Source organism: Pseudomonas sp. TMW22091, from assembly GCF_022496705.1.
GTDB lineage: Bacteria > Pseudomonadota > Gammaproteobacteria > Pseudomonadales > Pseudomonadaceae > Aquipseudomonas > Aquipseudomonas saxonica.
This window is the reverse complement of the sequence record NZ_SCFI01000001.1, coordinates 478,523-500,029: the sequence shown is the minus strand read 5'-3', so window position 1 is coordinate 500,029 and position 21,507 is coordinate 478,523. Positions and strand designations below refer to the sequence as shown.

General features: G+C 56.4%; 18 protein-coding genes. 6 read left to right on the top strand and 12 right to left on the bottom strand.

Annotation, left to right across the window (positions count from 1 at the left end; all coding sequences use genetic code 11):
* Positions 1-12: 12 nt before the first annotated feature.
* The 3 genes from EQV93_RS02275 to EQV93_RS02265 all read right to left on the bottom strand — a co-directional run bounded on the left by EQV93_RS02275 (position 13) and on the right by EQV93_RS02265 (position 5,428).
* Positions 13-375 (bottom strand): endonuclease domain-containing protein, encoded by a 363-nt coding sequence (locus EQV93_RS02275; RefSeq protein WP_240890808.1) that lies wholly within the window; start codon positions 373-375, stop codon positions 13-15.
* Positions 376-482: 107 nt separating this feature from the next.
* Positions 483-3,029 carry a PepSY domain-containing protein gene (locus EQV93_RS02270; RefSeq protein WP_240890807.1) on the bottom strand — a complete coding sequence of 849 codons (2,547 nt, stop codon included), beginning with the start codon at positions 3,027-3,029 and terminating at the stop codon, positions 483-485.
* Positions 3,030-3,118: 89 nt separating this feature from the next.
* The gene (locus EQV93_RS02265; RefSeq protein WP_240890806.1) at positions 3,119-5,428 is read right to left on the bottom strand and encodes a TonB-dependent receptor; all 2,310 of its coding nucleotides are present in this window, start codon (positions 5,426-5,428) and stop codon (positions 3,119-3,121) included.
* A 218-nt stretch (positions 5,429-5,646) separates the two neighbouring features.
* Here EQV93_RS02265 and EQV93_RS02260 point away from each other — a divergent pair, with 218 nt between their 5' ends.
* The 4 genes from EQV93_RS02260 to EQV93_RS02245 all read left to right on the top strand — a co-directional run bounded on the left by EQV93_RS02260 (position 5,647) and on the right by EQV93_RS02245 (position 9,518).
* The gene (locus tag EQV93_RS02260; RefSeq protein ID WP_122785800.1) at positions 5,647-6,327 is read left to right on the top strand and encodes a Fe2+-dependent dioxygenase; all 681 of its coding nucleotides are present in this window, start codon (positions 5,647-5,649) and stop codon (positions 6,325-6,327) included.
* Between the two features lie 3 nt (positions 6,328-6,330).
* A complete protein-coding gene (locus EQV93_RS02255) occupies positions 6,331-7,095 on the top strand; it encodes a tetratricopeptide repeat protein (RefSeq protein WP_240890805.1) in 765 nt (254 codons plus the stop codon).
* 181 nt (positions 7,096-7,276) lie between these two features.
* Entirely contained in the window at positions 7,277-8,485 is a 1,209-nt protein-coding gene (locus EQV93_RS02250) for an alpha-xenorhabdolysin family binary toxin subunit A (RefSeq protein ID WP_146384297.1), read from the top strand.
* A 19-nt stretch (positions 8,486-8,504) separates the two neighbouring features.
* Positions 8,505-9,518: an alpha-xenorhabdolysin family binary toxin subunit B gene (locus tag EQV93_RS02245; RefSeq protein WP_240890804.1), complete on the top strand. Its 1,014-nt coding sequence runs from the start codon at positions 8,505-8,507 to the stop codon at positions 9,516-9,518.
* An 83-nt stretch (positions 9,519-9,601) separates the two neighbouring features.
* Here the strand turns inward: EQV93_RS02245 and EQV93_RS02240 are convergent, their stop codons facing one another.
* The 5 genes from EQV93_RS02240 to EQV93_RS02220 form a co-directional block, all read right to left on the bottom strand.
* A complete protein-coding gene (locus tag EQV93_RS02240) occupies positions 9,602-10,765 on the bottom strand; it encodes a type III PLP-dependent enzyme (protein WP_122785796.1) in 1,164 nt (387 codons plus the stop codon).
* 692 nt (positions 10,766-11,457) lie between these two features.
* The gene (locus EQV93_RS02235; protein WP_122785795.1) at positions 11,458-12,615 is read right to left on the bottom strand and encodes an osmoprotectant ABC transporter ATP-binding protein OsmV; all 1,158 of its coding nucleotides are present in this window, start codon (positions 12,613-12,615) and stop codon (positions 11,458-11,460) included.
* A complete protein-coding gene (locus EQV93_RS02230) occupies positions 12,612-13,265 on the bottom strand; it encodes an ABC transporter permease (protein ID WP_122785794.1) in 654 nt (217 codons plus the stop codon). The genes EQV93_RS02235 and EQV93_RS02230 overlap by 4 nt, the downstream gene beginning before the upstream one ends.
* A 14-nt stretch (positions 13,266-13,279) precedes the next feature.
* Positions 13,280-14,173 carry a glycine betaine ABC transporter substrate-binding protein gene (locus EQV93_RS02225; protein ID WP_146384293.1) on the bottom strand — a complete coding sequence of 298 codons (894 nt, stop codon included), beginning with the start codon at positions 14,171-14,173 and terminating at the stop codon, positions 13,280-13,282.
* A gap of 25 nt (positions 14,174-14,198) precedes the next feature.
* Positions 14,199-14,915, bottom strand: coding sequence for an ABC transporter permease (locus EQV93_RS02220; protein ID WP_122785792.1), 717 nt, complete (start codon positions 14,913-14,915; stop codon positions 14,199-14,201).
* Positions 14,916-15,254: 339 nt separating this feature from the next.
* Between EQV93_RS02220 and EQV93_RS02215 the strand changes: the two genes are divergently transcribed.
* Positions 15,255-16,838: a peptide chain release factor 3 gene (locus tag EQV93_RS02215; RefSeq protein ID WP_122785791.1), complete on the top strand. Its 1,584-nt coding sequence runs from the start codon at positions 15,255-15,257 to the stop codon at positions 16,836-16,838.
* 195 nt (positions 16,839-17,033) lie between these two features.
* A complete protein-coding gene (locus tag EQV93_RS02210) occupies positions 17,034-17,360 on the top strand; it encodes a hypothetical protein (RefSeq protein WP_240890803.1) in 327 nt (108 codons plus the stop codon).
* A gap of 261 nt (positions 17,361-17,621) precedes the next feature.
* Here the strand turns inward: EQV93_RS02210 and EQV93_RS02205 are convergent, their stop codons facing one another.
* The 4 genes from EQV93_RS02205 to EQV93_RS02190 are packed head-to-tail and all read right to left on the bottom strand — an operon-like array spanning position 17,622 to position 21,501.
* The gene (locus tag EQV93_RS02205; protein WP_122785786.1) at positions 17,622-18,590 is read right to left on the bottom strand and encodes a peptide ABC transporter ATP-binding protein; all 969 of its coding nucleotides are present in this window, start codon (positions 18,588-18,590) and stop codon (positions 17,622-17,624) included.
* A complete protein-coding gene (locus EQV93_RS02200) occupies positions 18,590-19,558 on the bottom strand; it encodes an ABC transporter ATP-binding protein (RefSeq protein WP_122785785.1) in 969 nt (322 codons plus the stop codon). Before EQV93_RS02200 ends, EQV93_RS02205 begins: the two co-directional genes overlap by 1 nt.
* A 10-nt stretch (positions 19,559-19,568) precedes the next feature.
* On the bottom strand, positions 19,569-20,480 hold the full coding sequence (locus EQV93_RS02195; RefSeq protein WP_122785784.1) for an ABC transporter permease subunit: 912 nt from the start codon (positions 20,478-20,480) through the stop codon (positions 19,569-19,571).
* A 10-nt stretch (positions 20,481-20,490) separates the two neighbouring features.
* Entirely contained in the window at positions 20,491-21,501 is a 1,011-nt protein-coding gene (locus EQV93_RS02190) for an ABC transporter permease subunit (RefSeq protein ID WP_122785783.1), read from the bottom strand.
* Between the last annotated feature and the right edge of the window lie 6 nt (positions 21,502-21,507).

Sequence of the window (21,507 nt, the reverse complement as noted above, 5' to 3'; positions counted from 1 at the left end):
TCTGGGAGAGGGTTAGGGTGAGGGGCTTTTGATTTTTCGGTGCGCTGTACGCCATATCTCCTGCAATACACCCTCGGTTTCCACCAATACCTGCCGGTTATCAAACCGCAGCACTTCAATTCCCAAGCTATTCAAATATTCGCTTCGACGCCGGTCATCATCGCGCTGCTCAGGCGTGAAGTGCTGACTGCCATCCAGCTCAACAGCCCATTGCAGTTCAAGGCAGTAAAAGTCCAGTACATAAGGCGGGCAGGGATGTTGGCGTCTGAACTTCAAATCCAGTACTTGCCGGGCACGCAGTTTTTGCCATATCAGTCGTTCACACTCGGTTTGATGAGTGCGTAATTGGCGGGCGAATTGATGGAGTGTTGGCATGCTTCACGTCCTTGTGAAGGTGGGTGCCTGATTGAGTGTAGTTGCCTGCCACACAATACTGCTTTTGCCTTTAGTCCCCTCTCCCTTTGGGAGAGGGTGAGGGTGACTCAATACACATCCCGACGATAACGGCCTTGCTCAATCAACACCTGCACCCCTTCAGCACCGAGTATCTCGATCAATACCTCATCCACACCCGTAGCCATGCCTTGCAGGCTGCCACAGATATAAATGGCGGCGCCTTCAGCGACCCAGCGTTTGACCTCTTCACCCGCGTCACGCAGTCGGTCCTGAACATAAATCTTGTCAGCCTGATCCCGCGAAAACGCCAGATCCAGCCGTTCAAGATCACCGCTGGCCAACCATCCCTCTAATTCCTCGCGGCAATAGAAGTCATGCGCCGCATTGCGCTCACCAAACACTAGCCAGTTGCGCTGCTCACCTGCAGCGATGCGTGCCTTGAGCAAACTGAGCAAACCAGCCAACCCAGTGCCATTACCCAGCAAAATCACCGGGCACGGTTCGCCTGGAAGATGAAAGCCACTGTTGCGGCGCAGGCGCAGGCTGATACTCGATCCTATCTCGGCATGCTCGGTCAGCCAGCCAGAACCCACCCCCAAACTACCATCGGCATGTCGCTCCTGACGCACGAGCAGTTGCAACAGACCGTCCTGGGGGATGGATGCGATGGAATACTCACGCATCGTCAGCGGGATCAGCGCATCGACCAGCGCTTGGGCATGCATGCCCACCAGATGGCCACGATTTTCAGGCAGTTGGCGACTGGCAAGCGCCTGAGCGAGTGTTTCATTCAGACCATCAAGGCGCACTTGCGCGTCGCACGCCAAGCCCAAGCCCTCCAGAAAATGCTCAACGGCCCAGCTCGACTGTCTTGGCATGACTTCCACCAGATCACCGGCTTGCCACGTGTAGCGGGCATCGGGTGCTCGCAACTGCAATTGGTAGACGCCCGATCCGCTGCTGTCAGGATTGAGTAACAGGCGTTGCTCAAGCGCCCAGTTGTCATACGCCGCTACCGGCCATTTACCTGTGGGGGCAACACCCGTCAGTTGCCCCAATTGCTGTTGCCAGTGCTGGAGCGCTTGCGGATCGCCGCTGTCGACCTGAACGGGAGTGAACAACGATTGCGCGCCACGTTCGCTCAACCAGTGGGCAATGCGAGTCGCAAAGCCACAGAAATGCGGGTATTGACGATCGCCCAGCGCCAGCACTGAATACTTGAGCGTTTCCAGCCCCAAGGGCTGGCCGAGGATTTTGCGTTCAAAGCCCCGTGCGCTGTCGGGCGCTTCGCCGTCACCAAAGGTGCTGACCACGAACAACGCATTGCTCGCTTGTTGCAGGTCTTGCTTGCTGACCGAACTCAACGGCTCGACCCGCACCGGCAAACCGGCCGCCTGTAATTGCCCGGCAGTCTGCCACGCCAGTTGCTCAGCAAAGCCGCTTTGGCTGGCGAAACCGATCAACCATGAAGGCGTATCGGCGTTAGCCGCCCCAACGCCCTGACGCGCCTGCTTGATCTGGCGCTTTTTGCGTCGACGGTCCAGGTACAGCAGCCAACCCGTAATAAAGAACAACGGCATGGTCAGGCTGGCAACAGTGACCAGAATACGTCCGAGCAACCCCCAGTAGCTGCCGGTGTGCAGGGCGTAAATACTGGAGAGCAATTGCGCTTTGTACGTCTTGTCGTCATAGCGCTCGACCTTCTTGACCACTCCCGTGGCTGGATCGAGCACGATCTGGTTGAAGGCGCGCTCATGGGGCGACGTTTTCAAAAGATAGAAGACCGTCGCAGGCTGACCGGCCACGGGCGGCATACGTACGTTGTACATGCTCAAATCGGGGCCGGCGGCATTCTGAATGCTGGCCCACATTGCGTCGTAATCGGCGACGGGTGCAGGGCCGGAAGGCCCGCCCTGACCGCGAGGGCCACGACCGCCACCTTGACGTTGTTCACCAGCGGGGGCGTCTGACAGCAGTTTTTGCAGGCCCTTGTTGTACCATTCGTACGACCACGACAGGCCGGTCAAAGCGGCCAACAAGTAAAAGACCATGCACCAAGTGCCCGCCACTGCGTGCAAGTCCCAGTTGAAACTGCGACCTTTCTTGGCCCAGTCCAGCGTTAACCAGGTGCGCCAGTTCAAAGCTTTGCGCGGCCAGCGCAGGTACAGCCCCGACAGACAGAAGAACACCAGCATCAAGGTGCAGGCGCCTGTGATCTGGCGACCCGTCTGGCCAATGGCCAAAAAGCGGTGCAGTTGCAGCATCAAGTCGAAAAAGCCTTGGCCGGTGGCGCTGCCCTGATAGTTGCCGGTGTACGGATCGACATAACGCAGTTCGCCGCGACGTTGCCCCGGTGGCGGGGTGAGAAAGATCCGCGCAACGCTGTCGCTGTCCACACCGACCCACAGCATGGAGACGGGTTTGCCTTCAATGGCTTCGACTTTGCGCACCAACTCGGCAGGGGGCAATACGCCGCTTTCGCGTTTTTCGACCTTAAGCACCGAAGGATTGAGCAGGTTCAGCAACTCGTCCTGAAACGATACGGTGGCGCCGGTAATGCCCATCAGGGCCAGGATCAACCCTGCGGTTATCCCGAAAAACCAGTGCAACTGAAACAGGATTTTCTTAAACACGACAACCGCCTTGCTCGCTCAATGGGTGGGGCTTTCACACAAAAGCCCCGGCCATTGAATGGGCGGGGCTTGTTCAGCGCTAAACCGGTTTAGAAGTGGACGCTGGTGGTCAACAACGCTGTACGGCCCGCCGCCTGGTTGGCGAAGTGGGTCGAGAACGCTTTGTCGTAGTAGGTCTTGTCTGTCAGGTTTTGCACGTTCAGTTGCAGGTCGATATTTTTGGTCAGCTTGTAGCTGGCCATGGCATCGAAGCGGGTGTAAGCCGGTACATAGGTAGAGTTAGCCACGTTACCAAACACTTCATCCACGTAGAACGCACCGCCACCTACGGTCAGCTTTGGCGTAATGGCATACGTTGTCCACAGGCTGGCGCTGTTTTTCGGGGTGTTAGGCAGTTGGTTGCCATCCGTGGCCTTGTTCAACGGGCCGCCATCTTTCTGTTTGCCGTCCAGGTAGGTGTAACCGGCGAACACTTGCCATTTGTCGGTGATCTTCCCGGAAGCCGACAGTTCAACACCGTCGACGCGGGTTTTACCGGCGTTTTCGTAGGTGTCAGCGTCGGTCTGAACGCGTGTGTTTTCTTTCTCGGTGCGGAAAATGGCAGCCGTCAGAGACAGGCGGTCATTGAACACATCCCACTTGGTACCGATCTCGTAGTTGGTGGTTTCTTCCGGCTCCATGTCGCTGGCCAGCAGCTTGCCAGTGCGATCCGGTGTGCCGCCCAAGGCGTTGCCTTCCATACCTTCGCCGAGCATCGAGCCGGGCGGTGTCGCCGAGGTGGCGTAAGACACATAGATGCTGCCGTTAGGCCGCACTTTCCACACCAGACCCAGTTGGCCGGAGAAGAAATCGCTGGTGTCATCGCCTTTATACGTCGTGGCGCCATCAGCGGTGTACGACTTGTACTTGGTTTCAAAGTGGTCGTAACGCAGGCCCATGTTCAGCAGCCATTCCGGCGACAGTTCCAACGTGTCCATCGCGTAAATCGCGCGGGTGGTGCTGGACGTGTCGGTGCCGTCGTATTTGCGCGAAATTGCGCCGTTCCAAGGATCATTCGGGTTCGGGTTGCCCAGCGAGGTGCAGTTAAACCCGCTGGAGGCGCCGATCATGCCCGGTGTGCAGTTGGAATCGGAGCCGGGGGTGCCGGGCATCGTATCGGTATTGACGTTATAAGACGACTTGCTGCTGGTCTCTCGGCTCAGTTCGATACCGGTCGAGTAGCTGTTTTTAAAGCCGCCGATGTACACGTCACCAAACAGGTCAGTCTGGTTGGTGGTGGTGGCCGTGTTGCTGACGCGAGTGTTGGCCCGGCGCCATACGCTGCCGTTGTTCACGTTGCCTTTACTGTCATCGGGTTGGGTCAGGATGTAATCCTGCATGCTGTTGCCGTGGCGCAAGGTGTTCTTGATGTGCAGGTCTTCGGTGAAGTCGTGCTCAAACGCCAGCGTGGTGATGTCGGTGCGGGTTTTACGGAAGTCGCGGTCTTTCAGGCCGTAGAAATTGCTGCTGTCGCCGCCGTTATTCGGGCGGTCGGGGCTGGCGGCGGTGTGGGTTTTACCCACCGAATAACCATAAGGAATGCCCGAGTCCGGCAGGTCGTTGCTTTCCATGTGGTAGTAATCAATGTTGACGCGGGTATCTGTACCCAGGCCGAACGCCAGCGAGGGTGCAATACCCCAACGGTCGTAGTTGACGCTGTCACGACCGGCCACATTACTTTCGTGGCTCATCAGGTTCAATCGACCTGCAACGGTGTCACTGAACTGATAGTTACCGTCCAGCGTGTAGCGTTGGGTCTGGTCAGAACCCCAGGTGTAACCGCCATCAAAGGAGTTACCCAAGTGGGCCTTTTTGCTGACCATGTTGATTGTGCCGCCCGCTGCGCCACGACCGCCGAAGGCCGAGTTGGGGCCCTTGGCAACTTCAATGGATTCAACTGCGAAAATTTCGCGGCTCTGTGCGCCAGTGTCGCGCACACCGTCCAGGTAGGTATCACCCTGCGCGTCAAAACCACGGATGAAAGGTCGGTCGCCCTGCGGGTTGCCGCCTTCGCCAGCACCGAAGGTCACGCCCGGCACGGTGCGCAGCGCATCTTGCAGGGAGGTGGCCGCGGTGTCTTTGATCAGTTGCTGCGGGATGATGGTGATTGAGCGGGGGGTATCGATCAGGGGAGCGGTGTACTTAGGCGAGTCGGCCTTTTCAATCTGGTAAGACTGTTCAGTCTGCTCGCCCGAAACCGTGGTCGCGCCAAGGGAAAGGGTATTGCCCTGCGCCTTGCTGTCAGTGCTTTCAGCGGCTTGAGCCATGTGCGCAGCCGAGGTCGCAGTAATCGCAACACCGATGGCCGAAGCCAGTAAACGCGGTGAGCTGACAGGTATTTTTATAAGTTGGCGCGACATGTGAAGATCCCTTCCCCCAGAATTTGAGCCGCGAAATATAGTGCAAACAATTACTCCTATCAATTGAGAGCAATTACTATTAGCGATAAATTTACAATCTTTACAATTTGGCTTTACGGTTTTTTCACACTCGTTCGTCTATGTAGCCCTTAACAGGATTTTACACAATCAATAAGAATCAATACCATTGCCATCCCTTTGCTATCAGGTATTGCGCCATGTTGCTGCACATTCCCGGCTTGTTCTCCCGTGAAGAAGTACAGCGCATTCGCGAGGCGCTGGAGCAGACGGAGTGGGCTGACGGTAAAATCACCGCCGGCTTCCAGTCGGCCAAAGCCAAGCACAATCTGCAACTGCCTGAAGGCCATCCACTCGCCAAGGAAATCGGCGCGGCGATGATTGATCGGCTATGGCAAAACCCGCAATTCATGTCAGCAGCCTTGCCGCATAAGGTCTTCCCGCCTTTGGTCAATTGCTACACCGGCGGTGGCAGCTTCGACTTCCATATCGACAATGCTGTGCGTCAGCCCAAAGGCAGCCCGGAGCGTGTGCGCACTGATTTGTCGGCCACCCTGTTTTTCAGCAACCCCGAGGACTATGACGGCGGTGAGCTGGTGATTCAGGACACCTACGGTGTGCAGCAGGTAAAGTTGCCCGCGGGCGATATGGTGCTGTACCCCGGTACCAGTTTGCATAAGGTCAATGCCGTCACCCGTGGTGCCCGTTTTGCGTCGTTTTTCTGGACCCAAAGCCTGGTACGCGAAGACAGCCAGCGCACATTGTTGTACGAGATGGACGGGGCAATTCAGCAACTGACACGCGACGTCCCGGATCACCCCTCGCTGATCCAGCTCACCGGCACCTATCACAACCTGTTGCGTCGCTGGGTCGAGGTCTAAGCCATGAGCTTTCAACTGCGTCGCGAAGAACAGCTGGATGGTCAGCAACTGACGGCCATGCTGGCTGAAAATCCGGCCCGGGCTGCCCAGGCAATTTTACTGGCAGCCAAACAAGGCATCGTCGACGGGCAGGCGTTGCTGGGTCAGATTTTACTCGATGGGCAAGGCATCGCTTGCGATCCAGTCCTGGCCAAGCGCTGGTTCCAGATTGCAGCCAACGGCGGTCATTTAATGGCTCGCAACATGTTGGGCCGTTGCTGGGAGCATGGCTGGGGCGGGGCTGTGGACTGTGCCAAAGCCAGCCATGAGTACCGGCTGGCGGCCGAAGCAGGGCTGGACTGGGCGCTCTACAACTTTGCCAATTTGCTGGCCACCGGGCGTGGTGTGGCGCAAGACGTTGCAGGCGCACTCAAGCTGTATCGAGTGGCGGCAGAGGCGGGACATGCCAAGTCGATGAATCTTGTAGGACGCTACCTGGAAGAGGGGGTGCATTGCCCCATGGACAAGGCGGCGGCCTGCGAGTGGTACAAGCGCTCGGCATACGGTGGGGATTTCCGTGGGCAGTTCAGTTATGCCTCTGTGCTGTTGGAAAATGGTCAGCTGGAAAGCGCGCTTGTGTGGTATCGCAAGGCGCTTGATAACGGCAATTTGAATTTCTTGCGCGTGGCTTATCCAGCCTTGCTTACCAGCCGGTCTGCCGCCATCCAGGCCGTGTGCATTGACTATAAAAAGCGCCTGGATGAGTTAGAACTTTTGGCGAGTAAGTGATTAATTAAGGTCATTGTTGTAACAGTTACTTACGCTTATTTTTTAAAGCGCAGGTAAAGGTCTTATTTCTTGCCTGTGAACGTGCGCATCCTACGTGCACAGTATGTTTTTTCACATTGAGTAAATTGATATCGACACTACCCTTTTGAAAGGGAAGTTAATAGGTATCAAGGAGCTCAACGTGAATACGTTAACGATTCAAAGTGAAGCAGGGAGTATTGAAAGTCTAAGTGTGCATGAGGCGGCAAGTTACATGCCCGAACAGTATTTGAAAGTCATGTCGGGTGCCACGCTGTCGGGTATTGATAAGAAAGAACTAGGTTTCTTGATTCGGCGAGGTGATATTGCGAACACGCGCCAGTATGTGCGTCATGTGCAAGTTTTGCCGACCCGTTTGCAGGATGTGCGGCAGCGGTTGAATTATGAGTCTATCGGCGTTCCCGAGTTGGAGCCTGAGAGCATCATGAAAATGCATGTCAGCATCGTTGCGCATGCGAATACGTGGTCTGCGCTGGAGGTGGGCACTAAAGAATTGGCGAGGCAGTTAGAAAAGTTCTCGGCTGAATTTTTATTGTTCGGCAATGCCTTGCTTGATCTTATTAAAGAAGTTGAATTGGGGCGGCGTTTAACCGGCACCCTTGAAGAGCTCACTGATCAAGAACACCAGAAGCTGAGCCAAATGCTGCTTAATGCCACAGAAAAAAAGGGCATTTCCAGTTTGAAGCAGTACCTGACCATGTTGCAGGAGCGAACTCAAAAATTCATCAAGGAGGTCAGTCACGTTGAAAAGCTGGCCTGCGTGTTTGAAACCACCTTGACCGACGATTTGATTCCGACTCTTCAGATAAAACTTTCGGCCTACAAGTACTCTGGAAAGCTGGGTGAACGTGATGATTGGGTGGATCAAATAGAAGAGCTCGATGAGCAAATCGAACTCCTGAGTGCCACCTACAAAAAACTGGTGGGGCTCGCCTTTTCGGGAATGGCTGCTGGCCCTCTGGGTCTCGTCATCACGGGGGGCGTGTTTGGTGATAAGGCAGAAAAATGCCGAAAACAGAAAAACCAGCTGATAGATAAACGAAGAGTCGCTCGAGAAAAAGTGAGGGAGGTGGACCGTGTTGCCGACTTGCTGGACGGGTTGCAGGAGCAGTTTGTAGACCTGCAAGGGCGAATGTTTTCTGCGGAAGTGGGCGCTAAACAACTGTCCCAGGTCTGGGCTTATATTGCCCGTTATCTGGATGAAGCGAGCGATGAACTCGACCAGGTGGATAACATGGCTGAACTGCACTTGTTTGCGCTTAACTTGTCTTTGGTGATTAATCCGTGGCGCAGTATTAAAAATTATTCAATTCAGATTTCCAGTGCCTTTAATGAACTGGTCAAGCCTTAACTTGATAAGGAGTCTTCACGTGAATGGAATCACCTCTTTGAATCTCTACCCAGCGTTGAATATGACCGCTGTCAAGTCTGCTATGCGCCTGTTTAATCAGGTGGTGGCCAATAATTACTATGCGTTTATTCCCGGTTTGCAGGAGCGTGTAGTGGCGGCCAGTGCAATGATGAATACTCATGGTCGTGCCCTGGTGGTCGAAGTCATGAAGCTGGAAGTCAAACTTTCGAACTCAGGTATGGACGACATTGCAACGCAAACCCGCGAACTCAGTGAGTCAGTCACTTTGTCTGACGCAGTGAAGAGCAAAGGCCTGGAGAGTTTGGTTGCGCTCAGCAAGAAGCGGTTGTTGAGTGTGATCATCAAAACCGAAGAGGTTCGGTTGGCCCTGGATGCGTTAAAGCAGGAGTTCAACGCGTTAAACCTTGAACATTATGCGGGCGAGTTGGTTGACTATGATGAAAGCCGTTTAAAGATACTGTGCGCACGGGAGGGGGCGTTGCAGGCGCAGCGAGAAAAGCTATTGGCCGACCTGCAAGCACTTAAAGCGGCTGATGCCGTGTTGGGGACTGATTTTTGGTTAGAGCAAGCCAAAACATTATTGCCCACGGCTGAAGAAGTAGAGTTATTGGTTTCGATTGCAATCGTACCCAAAGTCGACGCTCAGATTATCGAACTGGCATTAAAGCGCTTAAGCCAATACATAGACCTGTTCGCAGGAGTGGCAAAGCGCTCCTCTCTCGCGCAGGCGATTATGAATGTGTCAGCAAAGCTGACCGTTAATACCCGTGAACGGTCAGATAACCAGGAAAAAATTCAGGTGTTGCAGGCGCGTAAAGAAAGGGTTGAGGCTTATGACCGTCTGCTCGAAGCTAAGACCCGGTGGGTGGAGCAGGTCGGCAACGTCATTGAGTGTGTAGACGTATTTTCAAGAGAGTGCCGGCTATTTCAGACGGCAGAAGCGGTTGAAATGCGCCGCTTACTTGATCATTTTCTAACCTTTGAGCAGTTGCTCCGTCAGGTGCGCGTGTAAAGGTGCAGGGCAAAGGCCCAATGATCGGTGATGAACATTGCGCCCATGTGATGAACCTCACGGGCGCAATGATCAATCGCTACTTATAGATAGAACGATTTCAACGGTGGGAAGCCATTGAATTCGACCGCGCTGTAGCTGGTGGTGTAAGCACCGGTCGACAGCCAGTACAAGCGGTCGCCAATGGCCAGGTTCAGCGGCAGACCGTATTTGTAGTTCTCATACATAATGTCGGCGCTGTCGCAGGTCGGGCCAGCGATGACAACTTCTTCCATCTCGCCTTTCTTTTCAGTCCAGATCGGGAACTTGATGGCTTCGTCCATCGTTTCGATCAGGCCCGAGAATTTGCCCACGTCCGTGTACACCCAACGCTCGACGGCGGTACGCGATTTACGCGCGACCAATACCACTTCACTGACCAGAATGCCGGCGTTGGCAATCAGCGAGCGGCCTGGTTCCAGAATGATTTCTGGCAGGTCATCGCCGAAGTCATCTTTAAGGAAACGAATGATTTCTTCTGCGTAGGTTTCCAGGCTGTTGGTGCGGGTGATGTAGTTGGCCGGGAAGCCGCCACCCATGTTGATCAGCTTGAGGATGATGCCGTCTTCTTCTTTCAGGCGCTCGAAGATCACTTTGACCTTGGCAATCGCCGCGTCCCACACACCGATGTCGCGTTGCTGCGAACCGACGTGGAAGGAAATGCCGTAAGGCACCAGGCCCAATTCACGGGCCAGAATCAGCAGGTCCATGGCCATGTCGGTCTGGCAGCCGAACTTGCGCGACAGTGGCCAGTCAGCCGTGGTGGAACCTTCGGTGAGAATGCGCACATAAATCTTCGAGCCCGGGGCAGCCTTGGCGATATTGCGCAAGTCAGCTTCGGAGTCGGTAGAGAACAGACGCACGCCTTTCTCGTAGAAATAACGAATGTCTTTGGATTTCTTGATGGTGTTGCCGTAGCTGATGCGGTCCGGGCTAACGCCGCGGTCCATGACTTTATCCAGCTCATAAATCGACGCGATGTCGAAGCTCGAGCCTTTGTCGCGCAGCAGGTCAATGATTTCGACGGCCGGGTTGGCCTTCACCGCGTAATACACCTTGGCGAATTCGAAGCCTGCGCGCAGGTCATCGTAAGCCTTGCTGATCATGGCAGTGTCGATCACCACGAACGGCGTTTCCTGGGTGTCAGCGAAGGCCTTCATTTTGTTGAAGGTATCGCGCGCGTAATAGTCTTCGATCTGGATCGACATGCTGGGGAACTCCTGTGGCAAACGTCATCAATAAATGGGTGCAGCTGAACATCCTCCGTATCCCCACTTTGGTTCGCCTACTTCCCAAGGCATGTCCGCCGAAAGCAAATAAGGTAAATGAACCTTGCTGTCTCGTCGTCAGTACTTGAGCCGGATGGATCGTTTCCAGCATGGATGTTCGGCGCGAACTTTAGGGCGTGACCGCGTTGAGATCAACAAAAAATGTCGCGTTTTTACACGGCTTTGTCGTGGGGGAAAAAACGGCCCTTTATGTAACCGACTGTGATGACAGCGCAGAGTTCAGGCAGCAGAAAATCAAAAGCCCCTCACCCCAACCCTCTCCCAGAGGGAGAGGGGGCTGGCGAGTGGTGAGGCCAAGATCAGCTTTTGCCTTCAGTCCCTCTCCCAGAGGGAGAGGGGGCTGACCAGTGGTGGGGCCAAGATCAGCTTTTGCCTTTAGTCCCTCTCCCAGAGGGAGAGGAGGCTGAGGAGTGGTGAGGCCAAGATCAGCTTTGCCTTCAGTCCCTCTCCCAGAGGAGAGGGGGCTGAGGAGTGGTGGGGCCAAGATCAGCTTTTGCCTTCAGTCTTCTCTCCCGTTGGGAGAGGAGCTGATTTGTGATGGGGCGCAAATACGCTTTTGCCTTTAGTCCCCTTTCCCTCTGGGAGAGGGTTAGGGTGAGGGTGACATTCGATCAGGCCAGCGCAATGTCCGCTGGCGACACGATACTGCTCTTGGCCCCACGCGAACGTCCTGAGCTCAAGTACGCTGCAATCGACTCTTGTGTCACTTCACCCTGGAACACGCGCTCGGGGTCCATCACCGGCAACCACGAACGGTTGAACTCGTACATGCGCGACAGGAGAATGCGCAAGTGCTCTTCCGACGCAGCGGTCGCGGTGAACTCCCGCAGGAACTGGCCACAGGTGCCGGTCTGACGGTGCAAGTCGCGTCGACGTACATAGCCGAGTGCCTTGTTGTCGCCATCGGTGACCACAACATAACGGCGGTCCAGTTCGTCCATCAGTTCCAGCGCTTCGGCGACCGGTGTTTCCGGGCTCACCGACGGTGCGTTATCGGCCGCATCTTCCGCCTTGACCAGCAACAGACGCTTGAGGGTGCTGTCCTGGCCTACAAAGTTACTGACAAATTCATCTGCCGGATGCGCCAGCAAGGTGTCCGGGTGATCCATCTGCAACAGCTTGCCGCCACGGAAAATGGCGATTTTGTCACCCAGCTTGATCGCTTCGTCGATGTCATGGCTGACCATGATCACGGTCTTGTTCAGCGCCCGCTGCATCTCGAAAAACTCGTTCTGGATCATCTCGCGGTTGATCGGGTCGACCGCACCAAACGGCTCGTCCATCAACAGTAGCGGGGCGTCAGCGGCCAATGCGCGAATCACGCCGATACGCTGCTGCTGGCCACCGGACAACTCACGCGGGTAGCGATGCAAGTACTGCTTGGGCTCCAGCTTGATCATGCTCATCAGTTCGCGAGCGCGCTCATGGCACTTTTGCTTGTCCCAACCCAGCAGGCGCGGGACTACGGTGATGTTTTCTTCGATGGTCATGTTCGGGAACAGACCGATCTGCTGGATCACATAACCGATGTTGCGACGCAGGGTCACCGGGTCGAGGTCGGTGGTGTCTTCACCGTTGATCAAAATCTTGCCGGAGGTCGGCTTGATCAGGCGGTTGATCATTTTCAACGTGGTGCTTTTACCGCAACCCGAAGGCCCCAGGAACACGCAGATTTCGCCTTCGTTCACGGTCAGGCTTACCGAATCCACGGCCTTTACATCTTTGCCGTTGCTTTGGAATGTTTTGCTGAGGTTTTGAAGTTCGATCATTTGAGCAGTCCTTTTGGAGTCAGCGAGCGTTGCAGCCATTGCAGAAGCAAGTCAGCGATGATGGCCAGAACACTGACCAATACGGCGCCGACGATCAGCATCGACATGTCGCTACGGCTGATTGCAGCAAGAATAAGTACACCCAGACCGCCGGCACCGATGGTGGCGGCAATGGTCATGACGCCGATGTTCATGACCACGGCGGTACGCACGCCGGCCAGAATCACCGGTACGGCAATGGGCAGTTCAACCATGCGCAGGCGCTGGCTGAAGGTCATGCCGATGCCGCGTGCGGCTTCGCGAATACCCGGTTCCACGCCGGTAAGGGCCAGAAAGGTGTTACGCATGATTGGCAGCAGTGAGTACAGGAACACCGCCGTAATGGCTGGCATCGGGCCAAGGCCTTGGCCGAACTTGGAGTAGAACGGCAGTAGCAGGCCAAACAGGGCAATCGACGGGATGGTCAGCAGCACCGTGGCACTGGCTTGCAGCGGGCCGGCGAGTGACGGGAAGCGTGTCATCAAGACACCCAGGGGCACACCGATCAGGATCGCCAAAATGACGGCGATGCCCACCAAGGTGATGTGTTGCAGCGTCAGATGCAGAACCTGTGACCAGTCCATGTGGGAAAAGGCGTTTAAAAATTCCATGTCTTCTCCTCGGTTCAGTTCAGTGGGTGCTGGCGCAGAAAGTCTGCGGCGACTTTGGATGGGCTTTCGTGATCAACGTCGACCCGGGCGTTCAGTTGACGCATGGTTTCATCGTCGAACAGATCGGCCAGTGGCTTGAGCAAACCTTCGAGATCCGGGTGCTTGTCCAGATAGGCTTTGCTCACCACCGGCGCTGCGGTGTAGTCCGGGAAGTAGTGCATGTCGTCTTCAAGCAATTTGAGATTGAAGGCGCTCAAGCGACCGTCCGTGGTGTAGACCAAACCGGCAAATACTTGACCGTTTTTCAGCGCGGTGTAGACCAGCCCGGCGTCCATCTGGCGGATATTTCGGCGCGTCAGGTCCATGTCATAAAGCTTGACCATGCCCTGCAAACCGTCAGAGCGGTTGGCAAACTCGGTATCCAGTGCCACCAGCGCATCTTTGTTTTCCGGATCGCGCAGCGCCTTGTTCAGGTCGCTGACGCTGTTGATCTGCGGAAATTCCTCGGCCACTTTTTGTGGCAAGGCCAGTGCGTAGGTATTGCTGAACTTGGACGGATGCAACCAGACCAGACCTTTTTTGGCATCCAGCTCTTTAACCCGATCGTAGGATTGCTGGCTGTCGAGTTTTTCAGTGACGTGGTTGTAAGCCACCAGTGACACACCGGTGTATTCCCACACCATGTCCAGTTGCCCGGACTCATGGGCCGAACGTGCCAGGCTACTGCCCAGACCGCCGGTGACTTGTGCGTTGTAGCCCTTGCTGTTGAGGTATTGCGAGGTGATTTCAGCGAGCAGGGTTTGCTCGGTAAAGACCCGTGCGCCGATGCGAATCAAGGGTTTCTCGGCGGCCTGGACAATGCCTGCGCACAGCAGAACGCAGCCCAGTAAAAAGCTAATTTTTTTCATGCTTATTCCTTTGCTCAGCCAGACCTTAAGCAGGTCGAAGACCGCGTTCCAACCAGCGACGGCTGATGAGAATCACCAGGCCATCGAGCAGCAATGCCAGCAGCGCGGTGCACGCGGCGCCAAGGATCAATTGCGGCTGATTGTTAAGGGCGATGCCGGGGAAAATCAGGCTGCCCAAGCTGTTGGCGCCGATCAGGAACGCCAGCGGTGCAGTACCGACGTTGATCGCCAGTGCCACGCGTACACCGCCCATGATGATGGGCACGGCGTTGGGCATTTCGACCCGCCAGAGCACTTGGCGCGGGGTCATGCCGATGCCGACGGCGGCTTCTTTGAGCGAACCCTGGACGTTTTTCAGGCCTTCATAGGTGTTGCGCACAATGGGCAGCAACGAAGCGAGAAACAGGGCGAAGATGGCCGGACCGCTGCCGATCCCCAGGAAACCCAGTGCAATGGCCAATACGGCCAGCGGCGGGACGGTGTTACCGATATTGAAAACCTGCATGAAGCGCTCGGCACGAGCGGCCATACTGGGTCTGCTGAGAAAAATCCCGGCGGGTATCCCTACAAGGAGGGCGGCAAACATTGAAGCGAGTACGAGGTACAGATGGGCTTGCAGATAGAACAACAGATCATCTTGATAGTGTTCGATAGTGCTGATGCCGATCCAGTGGACCAACAGGGCCAGAAGCGCGATAACGATCACACTTCCTATAAGCCCTTTACCATAGCGATTAGCCACAGGCGGACTCCTTTTTTTTAGTCGGCGGACACATTGTCGCGTGGCAACGCCATTCCTGGCTGCCGACGATGTGTTCGCGAAAAGCAACAGGCCGTGGCGAAAAAAACGCCGTCATCACCTGTCATTAGCGCAGCCTCGTCAGGCTAACTTGCTGATATTTCAGCCCCTGACGGTTTGTCGTATCAGGGGAGTGGACGCCTCCACTGCCTAAAAGGTTCACATTTTTTACGGCACATTGCCACTCTTAACCGACGAGCCACGGCACCAACGGTGGCTGCACACGCTGTATTTGGGCTATAATCCGCGCCCTTTTTTGAATCAATCGTCAGGCGATTTCCCATGACCCACCAGGCCGCCGAAGTCGCGAAACGCCGCACTTTCGCCATCATTTCCCACCCCGATGCGGGTAAGACCACCATCACCGAAAAGCTCTTGCTGATGGGTAAGGCGATTGCTATCGCCGGCACGGTGAAATCGCGAAAGTCCGACCGCCATGCCACCTCCGACTGGATGGAAATGGAGAAACAACGGGGTATTTCGATTACCACGTCGGTCATGCAGTTCCCGTATCGCGACCACATGATCAACCTGCTCGACACCCCGGGCCACGAAGACTTCTCTGAAGACACCTACCGCACCTTGACCGCAGTGGATTCGGCACTGATGGTGCTCGATGGCGGTAAAGGCGTTGAGCCACGCACCATTGCCCTGATGGACGTGTGTCGCCTGCGTGACACGCCTATCGTCAGCTTCATCAACAAACTCGACCGTGATATTCGTGACCCTATCGAGTTGCTTGATGAGATTGAAGCCGTCCTCAAAATCAAGGCCGCGCCAATCACCTGGCCAATTGGTTGCTACCGAGACTTCAAGGGTGTGTACCACCTGGCTGACGACTACATCATCGTCTACACCGCCGGTCATGGTCATGAACGCACCGCAACCAAGATCATCGAGAAGCTCGATTCTGACGAAGCCCGTGCCCACTTGGGTGACGAGTACCAGCGCTTCGTTGATCAACTTGAATTGGTTCAAGGCGCCTGCCACGAGTTCAACCAGCAGGAATTCCTCGACGGCCAACTGACGCCGGTGTTCTTCGGTACAGCATTGGGCAACTTCGGTGTCGATCACGTGCTTGATGCCGTGGTCAACTGGGCGCCGGAGCCGCTGCCACGTGTGGCTAACGAGCGCGTGGTTGAACCGACCGAAGAAAAATTCAGCGGTTTCGTGTTCAAGATTCAGGCGAACATGGACCCTAAACACCGCGACCGCATCGCCTTTATGCGTATTTGCTCGGGCAAGTACGAAAAGGGCATGAAAATGCGTCACGTGCGTACCGGCAAAGACATCCGCATCGGCGATGCACTGACGTTCTTCTCTTCTGAGCGTGAACAGCTCGAAGAAGCCTACGCGGGCGACATCATCGGTCTGCACAACCACGGCACCATCCAGATCGGCGACACCTTCACCGAAGGCGAAGTGTTGGGTTTCACCGGCATTCCGCACTTTGCTCCGGAACTGTTCCGTCGCGTGCGTCTGCGTGACCCGCTCAAATCCAAGCAGTTGCGTCAGGGCTTGCAGCAATTGGCCGAAGAGGGCGCCACTCAGGTGTTCTTCCCGGAGCGCAGCAACGACATCATTTTGGGTGCCGTCGGTGTGCTGCAATTCGACGTGGTCGCCAGCCGCCTGAAGGGCGAATACAAAGTTGAGTGCTCCTACGAGCCAATCACTGTGTACTCGGCCCGCTGGATTGACTGCGACGATAAGAAGAAGCTGGAAGAGTTCAAAATCAAGGCGGTGGAAAACCTCGCGATTGACGGCGGCGGTCACCTGACCTACCTGGCGCCAACCCGCGTTAACCTCGCACTGATGGAAGAGCGCTGGCCTGATGTGAAGTTCCGCGCCACGCGTGAGCATCACTAAGCACTGAAGTGCCAAGTAAAACCCCGTTGCGAAAGCCACGGGGTTTTTTTCATGTCACGGATGGTTATTTACGTGTGCGGGATAGGGGGGCAGCTCTTTAGTTAGTTCAAATGGTTCTAGGAAGATTTACGGCAATCGCCCTATAGACGGTCTAGGTTTAAACCGAACGTATTCTATTTACGGAAGGAATGACCTATGAACCTTTTTCAACGCATCGTGTTGTCGATCAAAGTACTGCTACTGCTCACGATAAGCGCGTCGAGTGCGTGGGCGAGTAGTCCTCTAACGCTTCCCGGTGTCGGGGCTTCAACCACGGGTGTGGCCGGGCCGACGGTGCATGCCATTTACAAGTCTGATTCTGAGCCGGGTGATCAAGGCCAGGGCGGCAGCTCGGGGGATGATGATCAGGTCGATGGCGACAGCGGGACGGATGGTGAAGACTCGACCGATGGCGATGGCAAGACTGATCCTGACGAAGATGACAGCGTCGATGACGGTAAATCGAGCGGCGGGCAGTATTGATCGTCAGCATCATAAGCTGAGAATTCCTGCGTAGGAGCTGTCGAGCTCCGCGAGGCTGCGATCGGCGGCAAGGCCGTCGCAAAACAGTACTTGCGTTACATCAGGTACATAGCAAAGTTTGGATTTGCGGTCTCGGATACACCTTGCTCATAGCACTTGCGACGATTGCATCGTCGAACGCAGCCTCGCGGAGCTCGACAGCTGCTACACGGTTTCTCAGGGCAGGCGCTGCGGCTTATCGACTAAGCCGCAGCATTCCCCTTACATAAACTGTTCCGCGTAATGGCACGCTACCTGGCGGTTGTCGAGCAGGCGCAACGCCGGTTCGTCTGTGCTGCACAACTCGGTCGCGTACGGGCAGCGCTTGTGGAAAGCGCAGCCCGAGGGCGGGTTTAGCGGGTTGGGCAGCTCGCCGACAATCTTTATTTTCGGTTTGAGCGGGTCCGGGTGGATGGTCGGGGTCGCTGACAGCAGCGCTTGGGTGTAAGGGTGCAACGGGCGGGTGTAAATCTCTTCCTTGGGGCCCATTTCAACCGGGCGACCCAAGTACATCACCAACACGGTGTCTGCTACATGGCGCACCACCGCAAGGTTGTGCGAGATAAACACGTAGGCGGTGTTGAACTCTTGCTGCAAGTCCATGAACAGGTTGAGCACCTGTGCCTGAATCGAGACGTCGAGCGCCGAGGTCGGTTCGTCGGCCACCAGCACTTTAGGTTGCAGCATCATGGCGCGTGCCAGGGCAATACGCTGACGTTGGCCGCCAGAGAACATGTGCGGGTAGCGCTGGTAATGCTCTGGGCGCAATCCGACTTGTTTCATCATGGCCTGGACTTTTTCGCGACGTTCGCTGGCGCTCAGGGTGGTGTTGATCAGCAGCGGTTCGGCCAGTTGGTCCCCGACTTTTTGCCGCGGGTTAAGCGACGCGTAAGGGCTTTGGAAGACCATCTGCACGTCTTTGCGCAGTTGCTTGCGCTCGGCTTTGTTGGCCCCGGTCACTTCTTGGCCGGCGATTTTCAATGAGCCGGAAGACGGTTCTTCGATCAGTGTGAGGGCGCGGGCGAGGGTGGACTTGCCACAGCCCGACTCACCCACCACGGCCAATGTTTTACCGGCCTCCAGTTCAAAGGAGACGCCGTTCAGGGCGCGTACCAGAGCGTGGCCTTTGAACAGGCCACGGGACACTTCGTAGTGACGGGTTAGGTCGCGGGCGGTAAGAACGACAGTCATTACGCCACCTCCTGATTCAAGGGGAAGAAGCAGCGCACCTGGCTGTGGGCCTTTGGCTCCAGCGCAGGACGTTGTTGGCGGCAGGTGTCTTGCACATAGGGGCAGCGCGGCGACAGCAGGCAACCATTGGGGCGGTCATAGCGACCGGGAACGATACCGGGCAAGGTGGCCAGACGCTCAGCGCCCATGCTGTGTTCCGGAATTGCCGCCAGCAAGGCTTCGCTGTAAGGGTGGCCCGGTACGTCGAACAAGCCCGGCACCTGACCGACTTCCACGGCTTGGCCTGCGTACATCACGCAGACCCGCTGGGCGGTTTCGGCCACCACGGCGAGGTCGTGGGTGATCAGCACCAAACCCATGTTTTGCTCGCGTTGCAGGTTGAGCAACAAGTCCATGATCTGGGCTTGAATGGTCACGTCCAGCGCGGTGGTCGGTTCGTCGGCGATCAGCAGCTTGGGTTCGCCGGCAATGGCCATGGCAATCGCAACCCGCTGGCTCATGCCGCCCGACAGTTGGTGCGGGTAGGCATCCATGCGGCTGGACGCGCCGGGGATTTCAACCTTTTCCAACAGTTCGATGGCGCGCTTGCGGGCCTGTTTTTTCGACATGTTGAGGTGCAGGCGCAGAACTTCTTCAATCTGGAAGCCCACGGTGTAGCTGGGGTTCAGCGCGGTCATCGGGTCCTGGAAGACCATCGCCATGTCTTTGCCGACGATTTGCCGACGTTGGCGGGCGCTGAGGGTCAGCATGTTTTTGCCGTCGAAGTTGAGCGCGTCGGCGGTGACGATGCCGGGGTGCTCGATCAGGCCCATCAGCGCCATCATGGTCACGGATTTACCGGACCCCGACTCGCCTACGATGGCTAATACTTCGCCTTTGTCGACCGACAGGCTCAGCCCGTCAACCACCGGCACGGCCGTAGCGTCGCCAAAGCGGACGTTGAGATTCTTGATTTCTAACAGTGACATGGAAATCTCCTCAGGCGGCGTTCTTGAGTTTCGGGTCCAGCGCATCGCGCAGGCCGTCGCCCATCAAGTTGATTGCCAGCACGCTGAGCAAAATGGTCAAACCGGGCAGGCTCACGACCCACCACGCGCGTTCGATGTAGTCGCGGGCAGAGGCCAGCATGGTGCCCCACTCCGGGGTCGGTGGTTGTACGCCAAGGCCCAGAAAGCCCAGTGCGGCGGCGTCGAGAATGGCCGATGAAAAGCTCAAGGTGGCCTGAACGATCAGCGGTGCCATGCAGTTGGGCAGCACGGTGATGAACATCAGGCGCGGCAAGCTGGCGCCGGCCAGGCGGGCGGCGGTCACGTAGTCGCGGTTCAGTTCGCCCATCACGGCAGCGCGGGTCAGACGCACGTAGGAGGGCAATGACACCACGGCAATGGCGATCACGGTGTTGATCAGGCCAGGGCCGAGGATGGCGACAATCGCCACGGCCAGCAGCAAGGACGGCAGGGCCAGCATGATGTCCATCAAGCGCATGATGCTGGGGCCAAGGATGCGCGGGAAGAACCCGGCAAACAGTCCCAGAATCACGCCCGGAATCAGCGAAATGACCACCGATGACAAGCCGATCAGCAGCGACAGGCGTGAGCCTTCGATCAGGCGCGAGAGCAGGTCACGGCCCAGTTCGTCCGTGCCGAGCAGGAACTGCCAGTTGCCACCTTCGAGCCAGACCGGCGGGGTCAACAGGAAGTCGCGGTATTGCTCGCTGGGGTTATGCGGGGCGACCCACGGGGCAAAAATCGCGCAAAACACGATGATGCTCATAAAGATGAGGCCGGCCACGGCGCCTTTGTTTTTCGCGAAGGCGTGCCAGAACTCTTTGTAAGGCGATGGATAAAGCAGGCTTTGATCCACTTCTGTAACGTTGGTTGGGGTGGTCATGGTCAAGATCTCAGCGCTGGTGACGGATGCGTGGGTTGGCAAAGCCGTAGAGGATGTCCACCACGAAGTTGACCAGAATCACCAGGCAGGCGATTAGCAGGATGCCGTTTTGCACCACGGGATAGTCCCGGGCGCCAATGGCTTCAATCAGCCATTTGCCGATACCGGGCCATGAAAAGATCGTTTCGGTCAGTACGGCACCGGCCAGCAGGGTGCCGACTTGCAGGCCGACAACGGTGAGTACCGGGATCAGCGCATTGCGCAGGCCGTGTACGAACACCACACGGGCGGGCGACAGACCTTTGGCGCGGGCGGTACGGATGTAGTCTTCGCGCAGCACTTCAAGCATGGATGAGCGGGTCATCCGTGCGATCACGGCCAACGGGATAGTGCCCAGCACAATGGCGGGCAGGATCAAGTGATGCAGCGCATCCCAAAAGGCCTCAGGTTCCTCACTGAGCAAGGTGTCGATGAGCATGAAGCCCGTTTTTGGCTCGATGTCGTACAGCAGGTCGATGCGTCCGGACACCGGCGTCCAGCCAAGACCGACGGAGAAGAACATGATCAGAATCAACCCCCACCAGAAGATGGGCATTGAATAACCCGCCAGGGAGATCCCCATCACCCCGTGGTCAAACAACGAGCCGCGCTTGAGTGCCGCGATCACACCGGCCAGCAACCCGAGGATGCCGGCGAACAACAGCGCGGCCATCGACAACTCAAGGGTGGCCGGGAACAGGGCGGTAAATTCGGTCCACACGCTTTCACGTGTTCTGAGGGATTCGCCAAGGTCGCCGTGGGCGAGCTTGTCGATGTAGTCAAAGTATTGCTCATACAGCGGTTTGTTCAGGCCCAGACGTTCCATGGCCTGTGCGTGCATTTCGGGGTCGACTCGACGCTCGCCCATCATGACTTCGACCGGGTCGCCGGGAATCATGCGAATCAGGGCGAAGGTCAGCAGGGTGATGCCGAAGAACGTGGGAATCAACAATCCCACTCGGCGGGCAATAAAACTAAACATCGTGTG

Excerpts from the sequence above, each read along its gene's own strand:
- EQV93_RS02275 (WP_240890808.1), bottom strand. The coding sequence starts at position 375 with ATGCCAACACTCCATCAATTCGCCCGCCAATTACGCACTCATCAAACC.
- EQV93_RS02265 (WP_240890806.1), bottom strand. The coding sequence starts at position 5,428 with ATGTCGCGCCAACTTATAAAAATACCTGTCAGCTCACCGCGTTTACTG.
- EQV93_RS02260 (WP_122785800.1), top strand. The coding sequence starts at position 5,647 with ATGTTGCTGCACATTCCCGGCTTGTTCTCCCGTGAAGAAGTACAGCGC.
- EQV93_RS02255 (WP_240890805.1), top strand. The coding sequence starts at position 6,331 with ATGAGCTTTCAACTGCGTCGCGAAGAACAGCTGGATGGTCAGCAACTG.
- EQV93_RS02240 (WP_122785796.1), bottom strand. The coding sequence starts at position 10,765 with ATGTCGATCCAGATCGAAGACTATTACGCGCGCGATACCTTCAACAAA.
- EQV93_RS02235 (WP_122785795.1), bottom strand. The coding sequence starts at position 12,615 with ATGATCGAACTTCAAAACCTCAGCAAAACATTCCAAAGCAACGGCAAA.
- EQV93_RS02230 (WP_122785794.1), bottom strand. The coding sequence starts at position 13,265 with ATGGAATTTTTAAACGCCTTTTCCCACATGGACTGGTCACAGGTTCTG.
- EQV93_RS02225 (WP_146384293.1), bottom strand. The coding sequence starts at position 14,173 with ATGAAAAAAATTAGCTTTTTACTGGGCTGCGTTCTGCTGTGCGCAGGC.
- EQV93_RS02215 (WP_122785791.1), top strand. The coding sequence starts at position 15,255 with ATGACCCACCAGGCCGCCGAAGTCGCGAAACGCCGCACTTTCGCCATC.
- EQV93_RS02210 (WP_240890803.1), top strand. The coding sequence starts at position 17,034 with ATGAACCTTTTTCAACGCATCGTGTTGTCGATCAAAGTACTGCTACTG.
- EQV93_RS02205 (WP_122785786.1), bottom strand. The coding sequence starts at position 18,590 with ATGACTGTCGTTCTTACCGCCCGCGACCTAACCCGTCACTACGAAGTG.
- EQV93_RS02200 (WP_122785785.1), bottom strand. The coding sequence starts at position 19,558 with ATGTCACTGTTAGAAATCAAGAATCTCAACGTCCGCTTTGGCGACGCT.
- EQV93_RS02195 (WP_122785784.1), bottom strand. The coding sequence starts at position 20,480 with ATGACCACCCCAACCAACGTTACAGAAGTGGATCAAAGCCTGCTTTAT.
- EQV93_RS02190 (WP_122785783.1), bottom strand. The coding sequence starts at position 21,501 with ATGTTTAGTTTTATTGCCCGCCGAGTGGGATTGTTGATTCCCACGTTC.